Genomic DNA, 20,948 nt, shown 5'->3' with positions numbered 1-20,948 from the left:
CTACTCACATCGCGGAGGTCCAGAAGATGGGGCTCTATCTGATAATCGTACTGGCGCTCGTTCTCGGCCTGGTCGCATCGCGATGTGCGGTCGGTCTGTATACGCTGGGCATGGCGGGGGACAGTGGATCGGGGGACTGAAGGCCATCCCCGGATGGCAGCGGACCGAAACGATGCCGATCGCGGGCTGGGGAGGGGCCCGGCCCCTCTTGTGATCGAATGGTTCACCGGCCTCGTTTCAAACGCCTGTTCGTATCCTGTGGATTCTGGGGATAACCGCGATTCAGGGTTGGTAAGTGTCCCGCCCGACGAATCAGGCGGGGGGAATTTTCTTTCCCCAACCGGTGGCTCCCTCGTAGGCCGCGGCCACCCGAAGAATGGTTCCCTCATCGAACGGTCGGCCGGCCAATTGAAGACCCACGGGCAGCCCGGCGGCCGTAAAGCCACAGGGCACCGTCAGGCTCGGGAACCCGGTGAAGCTGAACGGCCGGTTGAAGACGGGCGATCCGGTTGACGCCAACCCCTCCGGTGCCGGGCCGGGGGCGGCGGGGGTCGCGATCACGTCCACGTCGTCGAGAAGCGCCCGGAGCCGCCGGATGACGAGGGTTCGGATCTGCTGAGCCCTCAAGTACGTGGGGGCGGGGATCTGGAGCCCGGTTTCGATGATTGCCCGTAGCTTGCTCCCGTAGTCCTCCGGTCGTCGGCGGTAGGTGTCGATGTGTACGGCCGCCGCTTCGGCGTTGTGAATGAGTTCGTGCGCGTCCATCCCCGCCTCGAACTCCGCGGGCAGCCGGAACTCTGAGACCTCACACCCCACCGTTTCCAGCACCCGCAGCGCGGCGAAGGTAAGCTCCTCGGCCTCCGGGTCCACCCCCTCGGTGAAGTATCGATCCGGGACCCCCACCCGGACGCCCTCCACCCCGGGGTCGCCGTCGGAGGGCCCCAGCGCGGCGGCGTACTGGGGCGGGATGGGGGCCGAGATCGTCGCCGGGTCGTGCGGATCGGGACCCGAGATCGCGTCGAGCAGCAGGGCGACATCCCTGACCGTGCGCGCCATCGGGCCGGGGTGGTCGAGGGTCCAGGCCAGCGGGTGCACGCCGCGCCGGCTGACCCGGCCAAACGTCGGCTTGAGGCCGACGATCCCGCAGAACGCCGACGGCCGGACGATCGATCCCGAAGTCTGGCTCCCCAGCGCCCCCTGGCACATGCGGGCGGCCACCGCCGCGGCTGACCCGCTGCTCGACCCTCCCGGTGTGTGGTCGAGGGCCCATGGGTTCCGGGCCGGCGACGGGTCGAACGAGGCAAACTCCGTCGTGTGTGTTTTTCCCAGCACGATCGCGCCGGCATCCCGGAGCCGCGCAACGGCGGCGGCATCCTCGGCGGGTACGGCGCCCGCCATGATCCGTGAGCCGCACGCGGTTTCCACACCCGCCGTGTCGAAGATGTCCTTGATGCCGACCGGCACGCCGTGGAGAGGGCCGAGGATCATCCCCGACCTCTGCAACTGCGTCAGATGGCCGGCTTCCCGACGAGCGTCCTCGATTCGGAGGCGGGCCCAGGCAAGCACGCGAGGTTCGACCCGCTCGATTCGGGCGAGTGTCGACTCCAGCAGATCGGTCGGCGACAGGCCGCCGCCGGCGATTGCTGCCGCGGCCTCGCTGATGGAAAGCTCCCACGGTTCACTCACCGAGACGCTCCAGTCTCGGTGCGCCGGCCGGCTCGATGTCGTGTGATACCGGGACGGCGTGAACAAGCTCGATCCGGCGGGCCACTATCTTCCATTCCTCCGCGAAACGCTCGCCAACTTCCGCCGGCAACTTGAGCAGCGTCCGGGTCCAGCCCACGACAGATCGATCGGGCTCCATCGACTCCTCCCCACCCCGCGTCAGCGCGGGTCGCGTCAAGGTGGTCTTGGCAGGTTGCCTGCCGACCTCCTGCAGGGAAGGCGGCCGTCGGCGGGCGCGTTACTTCTATAGGGAAGATCAGGAGACGGTCGATCCAAGGAGCGGCGTGTGCCCACAGTTCCCCCGGAAGGCGCGGAAGGCCCCTTGGTCCTGGCGCTCGATCTCGGCAGCTCTTCTCTTCGGGCCATCGTCTACGACGCCGGGGGCCGGGAGGTTGAGGGGACCGAAGGCAGGACTCCCTGCCGGTGGACGGTGACTTCCGACGGGGGGGTGGAAGGGGATCCCGATGCCTTCGTCGATGGCGCGTGCGGCGCCATCGACCAGGCGCTGGCCGGCGCGGGACGTTTGGCCGGGGGGATCAGGGCCGTCGGGATCTCGACGTTCTGGCACACCCTCATGGGGGTCGGCCGAGACGGCCGCCCGTCGACCCCTCTCTACTCCTGGGCCGATGAGCGCAGCGCGGCGGCCGCGCGATCCTTACGGGAGCGCTTCGATGAGTCGGCGGTGCGCCGCAGGACGGGGTGCGTCTTCCATCCGAGCTACCCCGCTCCGCGGCTCCTCTGGCTGCGCGGGCGCGATCCGGAGGTGTGGCGCGCCACCAGCACCTGGATGAGTATCGGCGAGTACCTGACGCTGCGGTGCTTTGGCCGTGCGGCCTGCAGCGTTTCGATGGCCTCGGGGACCGGCCTGCTCGATCAACGGCGGTGCGTATGGGACGCCGAGGTGCTTGGCGCGATCGGGCTCGAGCCGGGCCATCTCGCCCCGATCGTCGATCTACAGGAACCGTTCGCCGGGCTGGCGCCCGGGTACGCGGCGCGTTGGCCGGCGCTGCGGGATCAGCCGTGGCTTCCGGCGGCCGGCGACGGGGCCCTCAGTAATGTCGGGACGGGCTGCGTTGCCCCCACGCGCGCCGCGCTGGTGGTGGGGACTTCAGGCGCGCTGCGGGTCCTGCGGGCGGCCGAGCCGCACGAGGTGCCGCGCAGCCTGTGGCACTATCGTCTCACGCGGAACCACCTCCTCACGGGCGGTGCGGTGAGCAACGGCGGCAACCTGTACCACTGGATGCAGGAGCAGTTCGCGCTCGGCACGCCCGAGGAGATCGAGCGGGGTCTCGCGGCGCGCAGGGCGGAGGCCCGTGGATTGGTGGTGCTGCCCTTCTTCGCGGGAGAGCGCAGTCCCGAATGGCCGCTTTGGGCGCGCGGGGCGGTCGTCGGGCTGACCCTCGCCACGGAGCCGTTGGATCTGCTGCGGGCGGGCCTGGAGGGGATCGCGCAGCGATTCGCGTTGATTTGGGACCAGCTGCGGGCGGCGATCCCCGAGGTGCGCGAGATCATCGCGAGCGGCGGCGGCCTTCGGCGGTCCCCCGCGTGGATGCAGATTATGGCCGACGTGTTGGGTCACGAGGTGACCTCCTCCGGAGAGGCGGAAGGCAGCAGTCGGGGGGCGGCGTTGATGGCGCTGGAACTTCTCGGCGCCGTTCGCGTGGAGGAGGTGCCGCCCCCGCTGGGCGAGACGTTCTACCCGGACCCCGGGCGCCACGCCGGGTACCTCGCCGCGCGGACGACGCACCTGCGGGTGGAGGCCGCGCTGGCTCCGCTGCAGGAGCTGTTCCATCCAAAAGAGGCACCGAGCCGCGGGAAGCCGCTCCCCGCGCCCTCAGATCGGGTAGAATAGGTGAGGACGCGCGCGAGTTCTCGCGGAGGAATCACGATGGCGAACCAGACGCGGACGATTGACGAACTCTGCATCAACACGATCCGCACCCTATCCATTGACGCGGTGGAGAAAGCGCACTCCGGTCACCCCGGGATGCCGCTGGGGGCGGCAGCGATGGCCTACGTCCTCTGGACGCGCCACCTCCGCCACAATCCCAGAAACCCGGCGTGGCCGGACCGTGACCGATTCGTGCTCTCCGCCGGACATGGGAGCATGCTGCTCTACAGCCTGCTGCATCTCACCGGGTACGATCTCACCCTCGACGACCTCAAACAGTTCCGGCAGTGGGAGAGCCGCACGCCGGGACACCCCGAGCACGGGCTCACCCCCGGGGTGGAGGTCACGACGGGGCCGCTCGGCCAGGGGGTTGGGAACGCCGTCGGGCTGGCCATCGCGGAGCGATGGTTGGCCGCGACCTTCAACCGACCCGGTCACGACGTCGTGGACCACTGCACCTACGTGATCGCGAGCGATGGAGACATGATGGAGGGGGTCGCCTCCGAGGCGGCCTCGCTCGCCGGGCACCTGGGGCTCGGCCGGCTGATCGTTCTCTACGATGCGAACCTGATCACTCTCTCCGCGACGACAAACGTCACGTTCTCCGAAGATGTCGGGACCCGCTTCGAGGCCTACGGCTGGCACGTCCAGCGGATCGACGGCGAGGACGTCGCCGCAGTGGACGCGGCGCTGACCGCTGCCCGCGGGGTGGCGGACCGCCCCTCGCTGATCGTCGCGCGGACGCACCTCGGTTACGGCAGCCCGCACAGACAGGACACGTTCAAGGCGCACGGCGAGCCGCTGGGGGCCGAGGAGGTGCGGCTGACCAAGCGGGCGCTCGGCTGGCCGGAGGATCGCTCCTTCTACGAGCCGGAGGAGGCGCTGCGCGAGTTCCGCAGGTGCGTCGATCGCGGCGCCGAACTGGAGGCGGCCTGGACGAGGCGGCTCGATGCCTACCGCGCTGCCTTCCCGGATCTCGTCGACGGGTTCGTCGACGCGCTTGCCGGCAGGCTGCCGGCGGAGTGGGAGGCGCGGCTTCCCATTTTCACGCCCAAAGATGGGGAGATGGCGACGCGGGAGGCGACGGGCAAGGTCCTCAATGTTCTGGCCGAGGCGGTGCCGACCCTGATCGGTGGATCGGCCGACCTCGACCCGTCGACGTACACCATGATGAAAGGGTTGGGAGATTTCGAAGGCCCGCTCCACCCCCGGGCTGGCGAGGGGCTGCCGACGCAGGGGGCCGCCGGAGGCGCCTGGGGATACGCCGGGCGGAACCTGCACTTCGGTATCCGCGAGCACGCGATGACCGCATGCCTGACCGGGATGGCCCTCCACGGCGGGGTGCTGCCTTTCGGCGCGACGTTCCTCACGTTCTCGGATTACATGCGGCCGAGCATCCGTCTCGCCGCGTTGAGCAAGGCGAAGGTGATCTACATCTGGACCCACGACAGCATCGGGTTGGGGGAAGACGGGCCAACCCACCAACCCGTGGAGCATCTGGCCGCCCTGCGCGCCATCCCGAATATGGTGATTCTGCGCCCGGCGGACGCCACCGAGACCGTGGAGGCCTGGCGGATCGCCATGCAGCACCGCGGAGGTCCCGTTGGGCTCGTGCTCACCAGGCAGAAGTTGCCCGTGCTCGACCGGGCGATGTTGTCCCCGGCATCCGGCGTGGCGCGCGGGGGGTACGTGCTCGCGGACGCGGGCGACCCCATGCCCGAGGTGCTCCTCATTGCCACGGGCTCGGAGGTGTCGATCACGCTGGAAGCACACCACCGGCTCGTCAGGGATGGGATTCGCAGCCGGGTGGTGTCGATGCCCTCTTGGGAGCTGTTCGAGGCCCAGCCGCAGGTCTACCGCGACTCGGTGCTCCCGCCGAACGTCCGGGGGCGGGTAAGCGTCGAGGCGGCGTGCCCGCTGGGGTGGGAGCGATACGTGGGTCTGGAGGGGACGATCATCGGTGTGAATCGGTTCGGCGCCTCCGCGCCGGGGCCCGTGGTGATGCGCGAGTTCGGCTTCACGCCGGAGCACATCGTTGAGACGGCGGAGGCGGTGCTGGAGAAAGGACGGCGAGCGCAATGAAGGAGATCACGGTTCGGAACCCGCTGCGCCTCCTCCGTCAGGCGGGGCAAAGCGTGTGGCTTGACTACATCCACCGCCACCTGCTGCGTTCGGGCGAACTCGCGCGCCTGGTGGAGGAGGACGGCGTGTCGGGGGTGACGAGCAACCCGACGATTTTCGAGAAGGCGATCTCCGCGAGCGACGACTACGCCGATGCATTGGCGCGCCTGCGGGCCGGGAGGGCGAGTGTGGTCGCGGCGTACGAGACGCTCGTCGCCGAAGATATCACCGCCGCGTGCGACATCCTCCGGCCGACCTTCGATCAAACCGGCGGGGCGGATGGATTCGTGTCCGTCGAGGTGTCCCCGTTGCTTGCCCGCGATACGGCCGGGACGATACAGGAAGTCCGGCAGTGGATCCAGCGCATCGGGCGGCCGAATCTGATGGTGAAGATCCCCGGGACTCCCGAGGGAGAGCCGGCGATTGAAGAGATGATCGCCGAAGGGCACAACATCAACATCACCCTACTGTTCTCCGTGCCGGCCTACGCGCGGGTCGCCGAGGCCTACCTCCACGGCCTGGAGCGTCGTGTGGCCGCCGGGCAGCCGATCGACCGGGTGGCGTCGGTGGCGAGCTTCTTTGTGAGCCGGATCGATACCGAGACCGACACGCGCCTGGCGGCGCGACTCGCCTCCGCCGGGGGCGCGGAGCGGGCGCTTCTCGCCGGCCTCCAGGGCAAGGTGGCGATCGCGAACGCCAAGCTGGCCTACCGGGTGTTCCGCGAAGCGTTTACCGGCGATCGGTACAAGCACCTCGCGGCCCGGGGGGCCCGCGTCCAGCGGCCCCTCTGGGGGAGCACCAGCACGAAGAACCCGGCCTACCCCGATCTCCTCTACGTCGAGGCGCTCGTCGGCCCCGACACGGTGGACACGCTGCCGCCCCAGACGATCTCGGCGTTTCGCGATCATGGGCGGGTGAATCCCGACGCCGTGACCGAGGGGTTGGCGGAGGCGACCGCGGTGTTCGCGCAACTGCAGAAGGTCGGGATCAGCATCGACGAGGTGACGCAGCGGGTGCTGGAGGCGGGAATCGCGTCGTTTGCCGACTCGTACCGGCAGCTGCTTGCGGCGATTGAACAGCGGCTGCGATCTTCATCGTGACTGCCATCGAGTGGGGAGGGGATGTGTGAAGCTGGGATTCGTAGGGTTCGGCCGGATGGGAGGCAACATGGTGAAGCGCCTCCTGGGTCGGGGGCACCAGGTGGCGGTCTACGCCAGGCGCCCCGAGGTACGAGCGGAGGCCGCCGCGCTCGGGGCGACGACGGCCGAGTCGATCAAGGCCCTGGTGGGGCTCCTGACCCCGCCCCGGGTCGTGTGGTTGATGATCCCGGCAGGGGACACCGTCGACAAGGCGCTCGGGGAGACCATGCCGCTGCTGGCGGTGGGGGATATCATCGTCGACGGCGGCAACTCCAACTACAAGGACTCGGTCCGCCGGGCCGAAGCCGCTAAGGCGCGCCACCTGTCCTACATCGACGCCGGCACGAGCGGCGGCATCTGGGGACTGCAGGTGGGGTACTGCCTGATGGTCGGAGGGGATCCGGCGGCCGTACTTGTTGTGGAGCCGGCCTTCCGCGACCTGGCCCCGGAGGGAGGGTACCTCCACGTCGGCCCGAGCGGAGCGGGGCACTTCGTCAAGATGATCCACAACGGCATCGAGTACGGGATGATGCAGGCGTACGCCGAGGGATTCGCCATCCTCCACGATGGGCCGTACGCGATCGACCTCCGCGCGGTGAGCGACCTGTGGAACCATGGGAGCGTTGTGCGGTCCTGGCTGCTCGAACTCGCCGAACGTGCATTCCGCGGCGATCCCGACCTGCGGTCGCTGCGCGGGTACGTCGACGACTCCGGCGAGGGACGGTGGACGATCCAGGAGGCGATCGACCGCAACATCCCGGCGCCCGTGATCACGCTCGCGCTCCTCCAGCGACTCCGGTCCCGGCAGGAGGAAAACTTCGGGGACAAGGTGCTCGCCGCCCTCCGCCAGCAGTTCGGCGGGCACGCCGTCAAGCAGGCGTAGCGGCGGGAGATGGACGCCGTCTCGGTCCCATCCCCGCTCGGCGAGATCCGCCGAGCGCGCCGGGCGCCCGATCCCTGCGTCATCGTGATCTTCGGGGTGACCGGGGACCTGGCGCACAAGAAGCTCGTGCCGGCGCTGTACACGCTGGCGCGGCTCGGGATGTTGCCGGACGAGAGTGTCATCGTCGGGTTTGCCCGGCGCCCAAAGACCGATGAGGTCTTCCGGGCGGAGATGGCGAAGGCCGTGCTCGGGGTGTCGCCGCCCGCGGGGGAGACCGCGGAGTGGGACCGGTTCGCCCGGCGCCTCCACTATATCCAGGCGGACTTACAGGCCGCCGAGGGGTACGCTCGCCTGCGGAAGACCCTGGAACGATTGGACCGGGAGCGGGGGACCGCGGGCAACCGTCTATACTACCTTGCGACCGCCCCCGAGATGTATTCGGAGATCGTGCGGCGGCTCGGGGAACACCGATTGGTCGCCCGGCCCGCCCCCGGTGTGACCGATAGCCATCCCTGGACCCGGGTGATCGTCGAGAAGCCGTTCGGACGGGATGTGGCCAGCGCTCGGGAATTGAATCGGATGCTGCTCGAGGTCTTCCGCGAGTCTCAGATCTTCCGGATCGATCACTACCTCGGCAAGGAAACGGTTCAAAACATCCTGGTGTTCCGGTTCGCCAACGGCATCTTCGAGCCGATCTGGAACCAGCATTATGTCGATCACGTGCAGATCACGGTGGCGGAGACCGTCGGGATCGAAGGCCGCGCGGGATACTACGAGACCGCGGGGGTGATTCGGGATATCATCCAAAGCCACATGATGCAGCTCCTGACCCTGATGGCGATGGAACCGCCGGTCGCGGTCGACCCGGAGGCCGTGCGGTCGGAGAAGGTGAAGGTCCTGCGGGCTGCCCGCCGCATCGCCCTCGACGAGGTGTCGCAGAACGTTGTATTCGGTCAGTACGGTCCCGGAAGCATCGACGGGGCGCACGTCTCGGGCTACCGCGAGGAGCCGCGGGTCGCGCCGGGCTCCCGCACCCCGACGTTTGTCGCCATGCGGCTCTTCATTGACAACTGGCGGTGGGCGGGGGTGCCATTTTTCCTGCGCTCCGGGAAGCGATTGCCGAAGCGGGTGACCGAGGTCGCGGTGCAATTCAAGCGGGCGCCGCTGGTGCTGTTCGGCGACGGCGCGGCAAACGAACCGAACCTGCTGGTGCTGAACATCCAGCCCGACGAGGTCATCTCCCTGCGGTTCGTGGCCAAGGTCCCCGGGATGACGATGACGCTGCGCCCCGTCAACATGGGCTTCCGGTTCGGGACCACGTTCCGCGGGGAGGAGATGTCCGCCTACGAACGGCTCCTCGTCGACTGTCTGCTCGGCGATTCCACCCTGTTCACCCGTCGGGACGAGGTGGAGGAGGCCTGGGACCTGATGGAGCCGATCCTGCACTGGTGGGAGGAGGGCGTCCCGCCCGCCCCCCTGCAGCACTACGTGGCGGGGTCGGAGGGGCCCGATGCCGCCCGCGCCCTGATCGGCAGGCGGGGGCGCCGCTGGCGGCCGTTGTGACCGATCCACCCGCGGCTTCGTTCCACCCCGACGTCCTCGTTTTTCCCGATCTCGCCGCCGCGGCGGCGGCGGCCGCAGAGCGTGTCGCCTCTCGCTGCGCACGCGCGACCGCCGACCGCGGAGAGTGCGCCCTGGCATTGTCGGGGGGCGAGACCCCGCGGGCCCTCTACGCCCGCCTGGGGGCGCCCCCCTTCCGCGAGCGGATCCCGTGGGGGCGGCTCCGGCTGTTCTGGGGCGATGAGCGTGGGGTCCCCCCCGACGATCCCCGCAGCAACTACCGCATGGCGCGCGAAACGCTGCTCGCCTCGGTGCCGGTCCCCGACGCGCAAATCCACCGGATGCCGGCCGAGCGGGCCGATGCCCAGGCCGCGACGGCATACGCGGCGCTGCTGCGCGAGCACCTCCCATCGACCGCCGACGGGTGGCCCCGCCTCGACCTCGTGCTGCTTGGGCTCGGCGACGATGCCCACACCGCCTCGCTGTTCCCCCACGCCCAGGCGCTCCGGGAGAGGGAGCGGCCGGTGGTGGCCTACCACGTCCCCGACCTCGGGATGTCGCGCATGACGCTCACTCCCCCGATCTTCAACGCCGCGCGCGAGGTGCTCTTTCTCGTCGCCGGCCCGCAGAAGGCGCGGGCCCTGCGCGCCGTGCTCGATGGGCCCCGCGACCCCGATGCCGTGCCGGCGCAGGCGATCCGGCCGGTTGACGGCGCGCTGGCCTGGATCGTCGACGCCGACGCCGCGTCGCTGCTGGCGCGCCGGTAGGCCGGGGTGTCCGGGGGGGAGAGGGTTTTCCCATCCCCCGGCGGAATATCTGGAAGCCTATATGGAAGGGAGGTGTACGCTCATGAGTCGTCCTTGCAGGTGGACGACGGTTGCCCTGATCCTGCTGCTGGTCGCGGCGGCCCCGCTCGGGTGGCGGCCGGTCCCGGCCGGTGCGGCGGCCGAGACGCTGGTGATCGGGCAGTCGACCTGGGTGGGGTACGGTCCGCTGTTCCTCGCCCGGGACAAGCGCTTCTTCGACGAAGCGGGGGTGAACGTCGACCTCAAGACCTTCGAAGACCCCAAGGCGCGGTTCTTCGCCCTCATTTCGGGAAGATTGGACGGGATCGCCACGACGCTGGACACGGCGAGCCTGTACTGGACCCCCGAGCACCCGTTCCGCTCGGTGCTGGCCTTGGACGACAGCCGGGGTGGTGACGGGATCGTGGCCGTCGACTCGATCAAAACGATCAAAGAGCTCCGCGGCAAGCGGGTCGCCTACAACAAGGGATCGGTCTCGCATTTCTTCCTGAGCGTCCTGCTCCGGCAGAACGGGATGACGGAGAAGGACATCCAGAGCATTCAGATGCAGCAGGACGATGCCGGCGCGGCGTTCGTGGCCCACAAGGTCGACGCGGCCGTGACGTGGGAGCCGTGGCTCACCCGGGCGAAGCGGACCCCGGGCGGTCACGTGTTGGTGGACAGCAGCAAGACGCCGGGCCTGATCGTCGACATCTTGCTGTTCCGCTCCGACGTCATCAAGAACCATCCCGACGCGGTCAAGGCCGCGGTCGCCGGCTGGTTCCGGGCGGTCGACTACTGGAAGCAGAACCCCGACGAGTCCGACGCCCTGATGGCCAAAGCGGTCGGGGGCTGGCTGAAGGACGTGAAGACCTTCCGGGAGACCCTCGCCGGGGTGCGGTTTTACGATAAGGCCGTCAACGACCAGTACTTCAAGCCGGGTGGGACGGTCTACGTGACCGCGCAGAACGCGATCGACATCTGGAAGTCGTTCGGGATGATCCGGGTGAACGAATCCGCCGCCGATCTGGTGGACCCGGACTTCATTCGGTAAGGAGGGTGCTGGGCCGGTGCCCCGCCACCGGCCCACACGCCTTGACGTGAGCCTGGCACAATCCCGGGGCGAGCCGCGGCGCCGGCCCGCCCCGCGCTTTTTCTCCACCTACTTCAGGCCGCAGGAACCCGTCCCCCGCCGCATCTACCTGGGGACCGTTGCCGGCAGCGCGGTGGGGCTGGTGGCCCTGTGGTGCGTGTTTTCCTACGGCAGGCTGGTTGAGCCGCTGTTCCTCCCGAGCCCGACCGCGATCATCTCCGCGGGCATCGATCTGGCACGTGACGGCACCCTGCTGGACGACATGCGGGCCAGTGTGTCCGTGATCGTCACGGGGTGGGCGCTCGCGGTGGTCGCCGGGCTGCCGATCGGCATCCTGATGGGGTCCTTCAAGGTGATCGAGGCGCTGGTTGAGCCGGTGGTGGACTTCGTCCGGTACCTGCCCGTCAGCGCGATGATCCCGCTGCTGATCCTCTACATCGGGATCGGCACCGCGGAGAAGGTGGCGGTGATTTTCATCGGCACCTTCTTCCAGCTCGTCCTGCTCGTCGCCGACGTCGCCGCGCACGTTCCGCACGAGCAGCTGGACGTCTCGTACACCCTGGGAGCGTCACGGGCGCAGGTCGTCGCGCGCGTCCTCCTGCCGGCGACCCTGCCGGGGGTGATGGATACCCTTCGCATCACCATGGGATGGGCGTGGACGTACCTGATTGTGGCCGAGATCGTGTCCGCGGACAAGGGGCTCGGTTACCTCATCCTCAACTCGATGCGCGGGTTGTTCACCGATCGGATCTTCGTCGGCCTGGCCGTCATCGGGGGGCTGGGGTTGTTGTTCGACCTGACCTTCAAATGGATGCACCGCCGGCTGCTCCCCTGGTCCCCGAAGGCCTGAGGCGGTCTGATGGCGGAGCCCAAGCTGCGCGTCCGCGATGTCACGGTCACCTTCCGCACACGGCGCGGCGGGGAGGTGACGGCGGTGGACCGGCTCTCGCTCGACGTGGAGGACCGAGAGATCGTCAGCATCGTCGGTCCCTCGGGATGCGGCAAGAGCACGCTGCTCCGGCTGATCGCCGGGCTCGTTCGGCCCGCGTCCGGCGGGATCTGGCTCGACGGCCGCGAGGTCGCCGCCCCCGGCGCGGACCGCGGCATGGTGTTCCAATCCTACACCCTGTTCCCGTGGCTGACGGTCCAGGGGAACGTGGAATTTGGCCCCCGGCTCCGGGGCGTGTCCGAATCGCAGCGCCACGAGGTGACCGCGCGCTACATCCAGATGGTGGGGCTCACGGGCTTCGAGCGCGCCTATCCCAAGGAGCTCTCCGGCGGGATGATGCAGCGGGTGGCGATTGCCCGGGCGTTGGCCAACGATCCCGAGGTGCTCCTCATGGACGAGCCGTTCGGGGCGTTGGACGCGCAGACCCGCGCGTTCATGGGTGAGCTCCTCCTCGATATCTGGCAGAAGTCTCCCAAGACGATCCTGTTCGTCACGCACGACATCGACGAGGCGCTGTTTCTTGGGGACCGGGTATTCGTGATGACCGCGCGGCCGGGGCGGTTCCGGGCGGAGGTGTCGCTCACGCTGCCCCGCCCACGGACGCTCGAGGTGACCACGTCGGAGGAGTTCGTGAATGCGAAGCGGCAGGTGCTGGCCATGATCCGTGAGGAGACCGCGAAGACGATCGGCTTCGGCATGGGCGTCGACGATGACCGCGCGATTTGACCCGCCGAACGCCTTCCAGTCGCCTCGCTACGCCCAGCTCTCGACGTTCCTGCGCCTCCCCCATACGCGGGATCCGCACGGGCTGGACGTGGCGATCCTCGGGATTCCGTTCGACGGGGGAGTGAGCTTTCGACCGGGCGCCCGATTCGGGCCGAAGGAGATCCGCAACCATTCCCTGCTGATCCGTCCCTATCACCCTGTCCTCCGCACCTCCCCGTTCGAGCGGCTGCGGGTGGCCGACTGCGGCGATGTGGACCCGAATCCCCTCGACATCATCGACACGTACGGGCGGATCGAGGCCGCGGTGGGCGAGGTGCTCGACGCCGGCGCGATTCCGGCGTGCATCGGCGGCGACCACTCGATCTCGCTGCCGATCCTGCGGGCGGTGGCCCGGCGCCACGGGCCGGTCGCCCTCGTCCACTTCGACAGCCATCAGGACATGTGGGAGCAGTACTTCGGCAACCGCTACTTCCACGGGACCCCGTTTCGGCGCGCGCTCGAGGAGGGGCTGTTCCTGCCCGCCTCAACCGTTCAGTTTGGCATCCGCGGTCCGGTCTACGGGGCAGGCGATTTCGAGTTGGGGGACACGCATGGGGTCCGTGTGATCCGCGCCGAGGAGATCCACGAGAAGGGCATCGCCGCCGCGCTCGACCACCTCGCCCGCCTGCGCGCTCAGAAGGTGTACGTCACGTTCGATATCGACTCTGTCGACCCGGCGTTTGCGCCGGGGACGGGCACCCCAGAGGTCGGCGGGCTGACGAGCGCCCAGGCGTTGGCCCTGCTCCGGGGATTGGCCGGGCTGGAGATTGTTGCGTTCGATATTGTCGAAGTCTCTCCGCCCTACGACGTCAGCGGCCTGACCTCCATGCTCGCGGCAAACGTGCTCTTTGAGTTGTTGAGCGTGATCGCGCTTCGTCGCGGGTAGGCCGTCGCGCCGCCTGGCGCACGATGCCCTAGTCGGCGGGGGGCGTCATCGGGATCTGGAGGTTGTGGCGGCGGGCCGCGGCGACGGCCGCCGGGTAGCCCGCGTCGGCGTGGCGGATGATTCCGGTTCCTGGGTCCGTCGTCAGGACCCGCTCCAGCCGGCGGGCGGTGCCCGGTTGGCCGTCGGCGACGATCACCATCCCGGCGTGCACGGAGTAGCCGATTCCCACCCCGCCCCCGTGATGGACGGAGACCCACGTCGCGCCCCCGACGGCGTTCAGCAGGGCGTTGAGGATCGGCCAGTCCGCGATCGCGTCGCTCCCGTCGGCCATCGCCTCGGTCTCGCGATACGGCGAGGCCACCGAGCCGGCGTCCAGGTGATCCCGGCCGATGACGATGGGCGCGGCGAGCTCACCGCGCGCCACCATCTCGTTGATCGCGAGGCCGAACGCGGCGCGCTCGCCCTGGCCGAGCCAGCAGACGCGCGCCGGCAGCCCCTGAAACGGAACGCGCGCGCCGGCGAGGCGGATCCAGCGGGCGAGCGACTCCTGTGCGGGGAAGAGGCGCAGCACCAGTTCGTCCGTCTTCCGGATGTCCGCCGGCTCCCCGGAAAGGGCGACCCAGCGGAACGGCCCGCGCCCCTCACAGAAGAGGGGGCGGACATAGGCGGGGACAAACCCGGGGAAGGCGAACGCGTCACCCACGCCGGCGCGGTGAGCCTGTGCGCGGATGTTGTTGCCGTAATCGAAGACCACGGCGCCGCGGCGGCGGAGTTCCAGCATCGCTTCCACATGCCGGGCGACCGATACTTCGGCCCGGTGGAGGTAGTCCGCCGGGGCGCGTTCCCGCAACTCCGACGCCGCGGCGGCCGAGAGGCCCTCCGGGAGGTAGCCTCCGAGAAGGTCGTGCGCCGCGGTCTGATCGGTGACGACATCCACGGCGACCCCGCGCCGGACGATTTCCGTGTACACTTCCGCCGCGTTGCCGAGCAGTGCGATCGACCGCGGCGTTCCCTCGCGAACGGCCTGTTCGGCGAGGTGCAGCGCCGCGTCGAGGCTCTGGGTGGCCTCGTCCACCCAGCCGGCCCTCGCCCGGCGTTCGATCCGTGCCGGGTCGGCTTCCACGATCAGCCCGACCCCCGCGTTCATGGTGATCGCCATCGGCTGCGCCCCGCCCATCCCTCCGAGCCCGGCAGAGAGGACCAGCCGGCCGCGCAATGTGCCGCCGAAGTGCTGGCGCGCCACCTCGGCGAACGTCTCGTACGTGCCCTGAATGATGCCCTGCGTGCCGATGTAGATCCAGGACCCGGCGGTCATCTGCCCGTACATGGTGAGCCCGAGCGCCTCCAGCCGGCGAAACTCGTCCCAGGTCGCCCAGGCGGGGACCAGCATCGCGTTGCTGATCAGGACCCGCGGGGCCTCGGGGTGTGACCGGAACACCCCCACGGGCTTCCCCGACTGGACGAGGAGCGTCTCATCGTCGCCGAGGGCTCTGAGCGCCTGCAGCAGGGCGTCGAAGCAGGCCCAGTTGCGCGCCGCCTTGCCCGTGCCGCCGTAGACGATGAGGTCCTGCGGCCGCTCGGCCACATCCGGGTCGAGGTTGTTCATCAGCATGCGGAGCGCAGCCTCCTGCGGCCATCCGCGGCAGGAGAGTGCCGTCCCCCGCGGCGCGCGCACGACCCGCGATCGACCCGGCCCCGCCGTGGCATCCATGGTTCCGTCCTCCCTTACGCGCCGTGCCGTTCCAATGGGGTGAATCGATCTTGCCCCGCCGCGCGCGGGCGTGGCGAGGGTCGATGGCTCCCAAGGCCGTCGTGAACGCACCGGTCGCCGGCGAGGCCCGTGCCCCCCGGCTGATCCGGGCAGGGCGCTTTTGCCGTGTCCTCGACCGCCTGCCGGTTACCGCTTCGCCTGGGCGTACTGCGTGCGGCGCTTGGCGATCGTCCGCAGATGGTAGGGGACGTGATCTGCAAAATGCTCGACGAGCCATTCGAGCGTTTGCGGGCCATCCGTGCTGTGCGCTCCGGTTTGCTCCCAGGCCTCGGCGGGGGCGTGCCGGAGGACCTCGGCGGTCATCCCCCGGACCGATCGGAATAAGGTGAGGGCCCCCTCAAAGGATTGCGAGCGGTAATCCATGGCCCTGGCCCAGGTCTCTTGGTCAAACCCCACGAGGGCGGCCCCGGGGTGGGCGATCACATATCGCATCCGGGTCGCGCCGACCAGTTCGGTGTCCGCGACGTGGACGACGTTTTCGTGGATGCTCCAGTGTTCGGGCCCCGGGGTGAAACGGAGTTCGGCGGCGGGGATCCCGGCGACCGCGGCCTCGAGCAGCCGGGGGCCCTCCGCGTACGCACGGACCAGATCGGTAATGCGATTGCTGGTGGCCATGGTCATCTCCTCTCTTTGTGCTGCGAGCCCCGCAGGACCGTTGCCAGCGCCTCGAGGAGCCGGGCGTTGTCTTCGGGCGTGCCGATCGTCACCCGGGCCCAGGTTGGCAGCCCCCACATCGCCCCCGGCCGGAGGATCATCCCGTGTTCGAGGAGCCGCTCTGCCACGCCCGCCGCGGGCTGTCCCAGGTCGACGAGGATGAAGTTGGCCTGGCTCGGGAGGTGGCGCAGCCCCAGGGCCGTGAAGCCTTTCGCCAGGGCGGTTTTCCCCGCGCGGTTGTTCTCAAACGAGGCACGCAGGTAGGCGGTGTCGTCGAGCACCGCCTCGGCGGCGGCCTGCGCCAGTCGATCCACCGGGAACGGCTCGCGGACCTGGTGGAGGGCGGCGATCACCCCCGGCGACCCGATGGCACAGCCAACGCGCAGGCCGGCGAGCCCGTAGATCTTCGAGAACGTGCGGAGCACCACGATGTTCGGGTGCCGGCGCAGCAGGGTCATGGTGTCGGGGAACGTCGGATCGTCCACCCACTCCGCGTATGCCTCGTCGACGACGACGAGGACGTCCGGCGGGATCAGGTTCAACAGGGCAGCCATGTCGTCGGCCGGAACGATCGCGCCCGTGGGGTTGTTCGGGTTGCAGACGATCACCGCTTTGGCCCCACGCGCCGCGCGGGAGATCGCCGGGATGTCGAACCGCCAGTCGCGCAGCGGCACGCCGATCAGCTCGGCGCCCATGAGTTTGGCCAGATTGGCGTACGCCGTGTAGGTGGGGATCCCCGTCACGATCCGGTCCCCGCGGTCGAAGAACGCGAGCCCGACGCAGGTCAAGACGTTGTCCACGCCGTTGGCAAAGAGGAACTGCCCCGGGGTGAGCCCGAGGCGCGCGGCCAGGAGGGCGCGGAGCCGGGTGCACTCCCCGTCAGGATAGTGATGGATCCGGTCGAGCGCCTGGGTCAGGGCGTCGCGGACGAGCGGGGACAGGCCGAGCGGATTCTCGTTGCTCCCGAGCTTGCTCACCTGCGCCAGGCCGAAGCGCGCCATCACCTCCTCCGCGGACCGCCCGGGCACATACGGGTCGAGTGCCGCGAGGGCTTTGCGGGGGCGGGGGAAGGGTGGGTTTGCCACAGGTCGCTCCTTCCACGGCGTGCGAAGTCGGTCTCTGGGGATTCGACAGGACGGACCGGGGGTCCCGCCGGGCCCCGCTCCCGCCATGGTGTCTGAGCTCAGCTCACGGAAGGATCTTCGATCGAGAGAGCGCCTCGGGCCGCGTCGAGGCGAGCGCGGACGCCGATCGGCAGCGTGAGGTGATCGGTGCCGTGCCCGCAGGCGAGTCCGTAGATCGCCGGCTTTCCCAACGGGACGATCAGGTCCTCGAGGATCTCCCGGATCGACAGGCTGGGGGCCTTGGGCTCGGCACGCAGGCGGCACTCGCCGATGACGATCCCGTTGACCTTCCGCAGGACCCCCGCCAGCCGCAGCGCCACAAGCTTCCGGTCGAGCCGGTAGGTCGAGTCAAGGATATCCTCAAAAAACAACACCGCCCCCTCCAGGCGGGGCAGATACGGTGTGCCGAGGAGCGAGGTCACCAGCGCCGCGTTCCCGCCGATCAGCGGGCCCTCGGCCACCCCGGGGACGAGCGTCTCAATCTCCGGCCCACCCGGCGGGTTGATGAGGCGACCGAGCGGGTCCGGGCGGGTGACGGCGCGCAGGAGATGGTCGAGGTCGTGCCCATCGCGTCTGGCGAGGGCGGTGGCCATGGGTCCGTGAAACGTGACCAGGCCCGTCAGGCGCGAGAAGGCCAGATGGAGCGCGGTGACGTCGCTGTAGCCGACGAAGATCTTGGGGTGGCGACGGATCAGATCGTAGTCCAGCACGTCCAGCAGGCGCATCGCCCCGTAGCCCCCGCGGATGCACAGCACCGCATGGATCGCCGGGTCCTCGAACACGGCGTGGAGATCCGCCGCCCGGTCGGCATCGGCGCCGGCGAGATACCCCCGCACGTCCAGCGCGTGGGGCGCCACGACGGTGCGGAAGCCCGCCTGTGAGAGGTTCGCCCGCGCCGCCTCGAGCAGCTCGGGGGTGGTGGCGCTCGCCGCGGACGTGGGTCCGGAGGGGGAGATGAGACCGATCGTCTGACCGGGTCTCAGGCGGGGGGGCCGGCGGAGAGGAAGGTCCATAGACACGACTTCTCTGCGCGCGGCGGCGGGCCCCTTCTCGCCGACCGCGCCCCTTCATGACGCGCTGCGCTTCCGCCGCCGAACCCGTCGCGGCGATGTTTGGGGGGGTCCGCAGGCCGGTGCGCGGCGGAGTTCCCACGGGGCCGTGGCGGAGGGGTTGACCCCGCGTGCCCTCGACGGCTATACGAGATTAGATGGGGTTAAAAATATTTAGCGTTCTCTGCTGCCGAGAGACCCGCCCGTGAGCGCGATCACCGGAGTGGTGCAGGACTACCTCAAGGTCATTTACAAGCTGCAGCAGCAGCGCCGGGGGAGAGCCGGCGCAGGGGGTGTTGGAAGAAGCCGCCCGCGTCGGCGCGGAGTTGATCGTGATGGCGACACACGGCCGCGCGGGGATCGATGCCGTGTTTGCCGGGAGTGTTGCGTCCCGGGTGATGTCGAAGTTTCCCAGGCCGATCCTGCTGATCCGGTATCCTCGCTCGGAACCGACCGGCGCGATCTGATCCGGCGGGGCGCGCCGGCCCGTCCGGGCTCCCCGATCGAACCGCCACTCGCCGCACGCTTTTTGGCCGCGCCGCGTGCGATTTCATTGACAGGGTTCCACGGTGGGGCTATACTCTGCTCAAAGTTCAAGCCGTTGGGCATAGATGCGGTAAGCGCACACGCACCCCGAAGTGCTCCGGGTCGCCCGGGCGCTTCGACCAAGTAGGAGACGCGCAGCATCGGGCCAACTGTCGTGGCGGCAACGGCGTTGCAGGAAAGCGAGGCTCAGCCGGGAGATCACCCGATCCCGTGCTGAGTTTTTGTGTTTGTGGCCACGGTGAAAGGGGAAGAAGCGACATGAACCGGCGTGGGGGGTCCCGCGTACACCATTCCAGGAGACGCAGATGACCGTGACCAACACCGTTGAGGCCTACCTTGCCGCCAGCCGACGAGATCCGCGCCTGACCCGGACCACCCTGCACTACATTGCCGATATGATTGACTATTTCGGCAAGGACAAGGTGTTCGAGGGGATCTACGGGATGGACCGGCAGCTCGACGACATCGTGGCGTTTTTCAAAGGCTACGCGATGAGCATGGAGCGGCGCCTGCTGCTCCTGGTGGGCCCGCAGGGCTCCGGGAAGTCGATGACCGTCGATAAGCTCAAGCGGCGGCTGGAGGAGTATTCGGGGAAACCCGACGGGCTGGTGTACGCCGTGGATGGATGCCCGTTCCATCAGCATCCGTTCGACCTGATTCCCTCCGACGTCCGCGAAACCGAGGGCATTTGGTGGCACGAGGAGGCGGTGCCGTGTCCCGTGTGCGAGCGGGTGATCGGCTCGCACGGCGGATGGCGCACCGTGCCGGTTCGGCAAGTCCTCCTCTCCGCCCGCGACAAGATCGGGGTGGCCAAGCACACCCCGACCGACCTCCGACGCGAAGACATCACGAACTTCGTCGGCAACATCAACTTCGCGATGCTGAAGGAGCGGGGCTCGACCTACGATCCCGATGCCTACGATTTCGATGGCAAGGTGATCTGGGCGAACCGAGGCATCCTGGACTGGACGGAGGTGTTCAAGAGCCGGCGCCAGCTCCTTTCGCTCCTCCTGGAGCTCATCCAGTCGAAGCGGATCGACCTTGCCAATTTCCCGACGGTTCACGTCGACGAGGTCGTGATCGGCCATACCAATTATCCCGAGTACAATGTGTTCCTGGCCGAGGACATCATGGAGCCGCTGCGGGGGCGGATCCACAAGATCGACTTCCCGTACAACGTCGACGTCCAAGGGGAGACGCGCATCTACCGTGCGCTCGTGGAGCGGGCCAATCAGGTCCGGGGTGAGACCAAGCACATCCCGCAGGACGTGTTCGAGCTGGCGGCTACCTACGCGATTCGGACCCGGCAGGAGTCCCAGGGCCTGCGGGGCCTCAGCCCGCGGTTTTTCGAGGATGCGTTTTCTCTGGCCTACACCCACGCCCGTCAATGCTTGGATCTGGAGGTCATGACCGAGGCGATCGAGCGAACGTTTGAGCACCAGTCGATCAAGGACCTGAACCAGAAAGACCTGTTGAAGCTGTTCGAGGAGACCAAGGTCGATTTCGTCAACAAAAAAGTCGACCAGATGGTCGAGGACATCGTCCCCACGCACTTCTACGACTACGGCCAGAATCTCTACCTCAATTATCTCGATGCGGCCGCCCGCAACGTGTTGGGCGAAGCCCTGGTGGACAGCGAGAAGGAGTTGATTGACGAAGTGGAAGGGGCGCTGGTTCAGAAGCGGCAGATCAGTCGCCAGGGGCGGGTCGCGTTCGAGAACGTGTTGGTGGAACGGCGCGAGGAGCTGCGGCGGATGAGCTACCGCGACCACGAGCATCTCCGGGGCGCGATCAACGAGCTCGTCTTCAACAAGATCAAGAACTGCCTGCGGCTGTATGAGAAAACCGAGGAGATGGATCCCAAGAGCCGCGAGCTGCTGGATGTCCTGCAGCGCAGCGCCGTCGAAGAGCACGGCTACTGCCAGTACTGCGCCCGGGCGCTCTTCAAAGTGATCGGGAGGAGCTTCTAATCGTCCGGCGGGCCCCGGGAGCCGCGGCCGGAGAGAT

At 68.7% G+C, this 20,948-nt stretch carries 17 protein-coding genes and 1 pseudogene; 12 read left to right on the top strand and 6 right to left on the bottom strand.

Annotated features, from left to right (window positions below; genetic code table 11):
- Positions 1–312: 312 nt before the first annotated feature.
- Together VKV57_10030 and VKV57_10025 are read right to left on the bottom strand one after the other, a co-directional pair.
- Positions 313–1,686: an amidase gene (locus VKV57_10030; protein HLW60242.1), complete on the bottom strand. Its 1,374-nt coding sequence runs from the start codon at positions 1,684–1,686 to the stop codon at positions 313–315.
- Entirely contained in the window at positions 1,679–1,864 is a 186-nt protein-coding gene (locus VKV57_10025; protein HLW60241.1) for a hypothetical protein, read from the bottom strand. The genes VKV57_10030 and VKV57_10025 overlap by 8 nt, the downstream gene beginning before the upstream one ends.
- 147 nt (positions 1,865–2,011) lie before the next feature.
- Between VKV57_10025 and VKV57_10020 the strand changes: the two genes are divergently transcribed.
- The 10 genes from VKV57_10020 (at position 2,012) to speB (ending at position 13,797) form a co-directional block, all read left to right on the top strand.
- Entirely contained in the window at positions 2,012–3,577 is a 1,566-nt protein-coding gene (locus tag VKV57_10020) for a gluconokinase (GenBank protein HLW60240.1), read from the top strand.
- Positions 3,578–3,613: 36 nt separating this feature from the next.
- Positions 3,614–5,698, top strand: coding sequence for a transketolase (gene tkt, locus VKV57_10015; protein ID HLW60239.1), 2,085 nt, complete (start codon positions 3,614–3,616; stop codon positions 5,696–5,698).
- Positions 5,695–6,837: a transaldolase gene (gene tal, locus VKV57_10010; GenBank protein ID HLW60238.1), complete on the top strand. Its 1,143-nt coding sequence runs from the start codon at positions 5,695–5,697 to the stop codon at positions 6,835–6,837. Before tkt ends, tal begins: the two co-directional genes overlap by 4 nt.
- Before the next feature lie 25 nt (positions 6,838–6,862).
- The gene (gene gnd, locus VKV57_10005; protein HLW60237.1) at positions 6,863–7,759 is read left to right on the top strand and encodes a decarboxylating 6-phosphogluconate dehydrogenase; all 897 of its coding nucleotides are present in this window, start codon (positions 6,863–6,865) and stop codon (positions 7,757–7,759) included.
- Positions 7,760–7,768: 9 nt separating this feature from the next.
- Positions 7,769–9,322: a glucose-6-phosphate dehydrogenase gene (gene zwf, locus VKV57_10000; GenBank protein ID HLW60236.1), complete on the top strand. Its 1,554-nt coding sequence runs from the start codon at positions 7,769–7,771 to the stop codon at positions 9,320–9,322.
- Positions 9,319–10,086 (top strand): 6-phosphogluconolactonase, encoded by a 768-nt coding sequence (gene pgl / locus VKV57_09995; GenBank protein HLW60235.1) that lies wholly within the window; start codon positions 9,319–9,321, stop codon positions 10,084–10,086. Before zwf ends, pgl begins: the two co-directional genes overlap by 4 nt.
- 82 nt (positions 10,087–10,168) lie before the next feature.
- Positions 10,169–11,158, top strand: coding sequence for an ABC transporter substrate-binding protein (locus VKV57_09990; protein HLW60234.1), 990 nt, complete (start codon positions 10,169–10,171; stop codon positions 11,156–11,158).
- A gap of 16 nt (positions 11,159–11,174) precedes the next feature.
- Complete coding sequence (locus VKV57_09985; protein HLW60233.1) at positions 11,175–12,047, top strand: ABC transporter permease; 873 nt, start codon at positions 11,175–11,177, stop codon at positions 12,045–12,047.
- A gap of 9 nt (positions 12,048–12,056) precedes the next feature.
- Entirely contained in the window at positions 12,057–12,872 is an 816-nt protein-coding gene (locus tag VKV57_09980; GenBank protein HLW60232.1) for an ABC transporter ATP-binding protein, read from the top strand.
- Complete coding sequence (gene speB / locus VKV57_09975) at positions 12,856–13,797, top strand: agmatinase (GenBank protein ID HLW60231.1); 942 nt, start codon at positions 12,856–12,858, stop codon at positions 13,795–13,797. Before VKV57_09980 ends, speB begins: the two co-directional genes overlap by 17 nt.
- Positions 13,798–13,825: 28 nt before the next feature.
- Here speB and hutU read toward each other — a convergent pair whose 3' ends face one another.
- The 4 genes from hutU to VKV57_09955 all read right to left on the bottom strand — a co-directional run bounded on the left by hutU (position 13,826) and on the right by VKV57_09955 (position 18,359).
- Positions 13,826–15,508, bottom strand: coding sequence for a urocanate hydratase (hutU, locus tag VKV57_09970; protein HLW60230.1), 1,683 nt, complete (start codon positions 15,506–15,508; stop codon positions 13,826–13,828).
- Between the two features lie 186 nt (positions 15,509–15,694).
- Positions 15,695–16,183: a DinB family protein gene (locus VKV57_09965; protein HLW60229.1), complete on the bottom strand. Its 489-nt coding sequence runs from the start codon at positions 16,181–16,183 to the stop codon at positions 15,695–15,697.
- A 2-nt stretch (positions 16,184–16,185) separates the two neighbouring features.
- Positions 16,186–17,307 carry a histidinol-phosphate transaminase gene (gene hisC / locus VKV57_09960; GenBank protein ID HLW60228.1) on the bottom strand — a complete coding sequence of 374 codons (1,122 nt, stop codon included), beginning with the start codon at positions 17,305–17,307 and terminating at the stop codon, positions 16,186–16,188.
- 98 nt (positions 17,308–17,405) lie between these two features.
- Positions 17,406–18,359 (bottom strand): LD-carboxypeptidase, encoded by a 954-nt coding sequence (locus VKV57_09955; GenBank protein ID HLW60227.1) that lies wholly within the window; start codon positions 18,357–18,359, stop codon positions 17,406–17,408.
- Positions 18,360–18,676: 317 nt separating this feature from the next.
- Between VKV57_09955 and VKV57_09950 the strand changes: the two are divergent.
- Positions 18,677–18,862, top strand: a pseudogene (locus tag VKV57_09950) (universal stress protein).
- Between the two features lie 384 nt (positions 18,863–19,246).
- The gene (locus VKV57_09945; protein HLW60226.1) at positions 19,247–20,911 is read left to right on the top strand and encodes a hypothetical protein; all 1,665 of its coding nucleotides are present in this window, start codon (positions 19,247–19,249) and stop codon (positions 20,909–20,911) included.
- The last annotated feature ends 37 nt before the right edge of the window (positions 20,912–20,948 follow it).

It is taken from the genome of bacterium, from assembly GCA_035307765.1.
Lineage (GTDB): Bacteria > Sysuimicrobiota > Sysuimicrobiia > Sysuimicrobiales > Segetimicrobiaceae > Segetimicrobium.
Note: the sequence above shows the minus strand (reverse complement) of the source record. Positions and strands in the feature narration are given on the sequence as shown.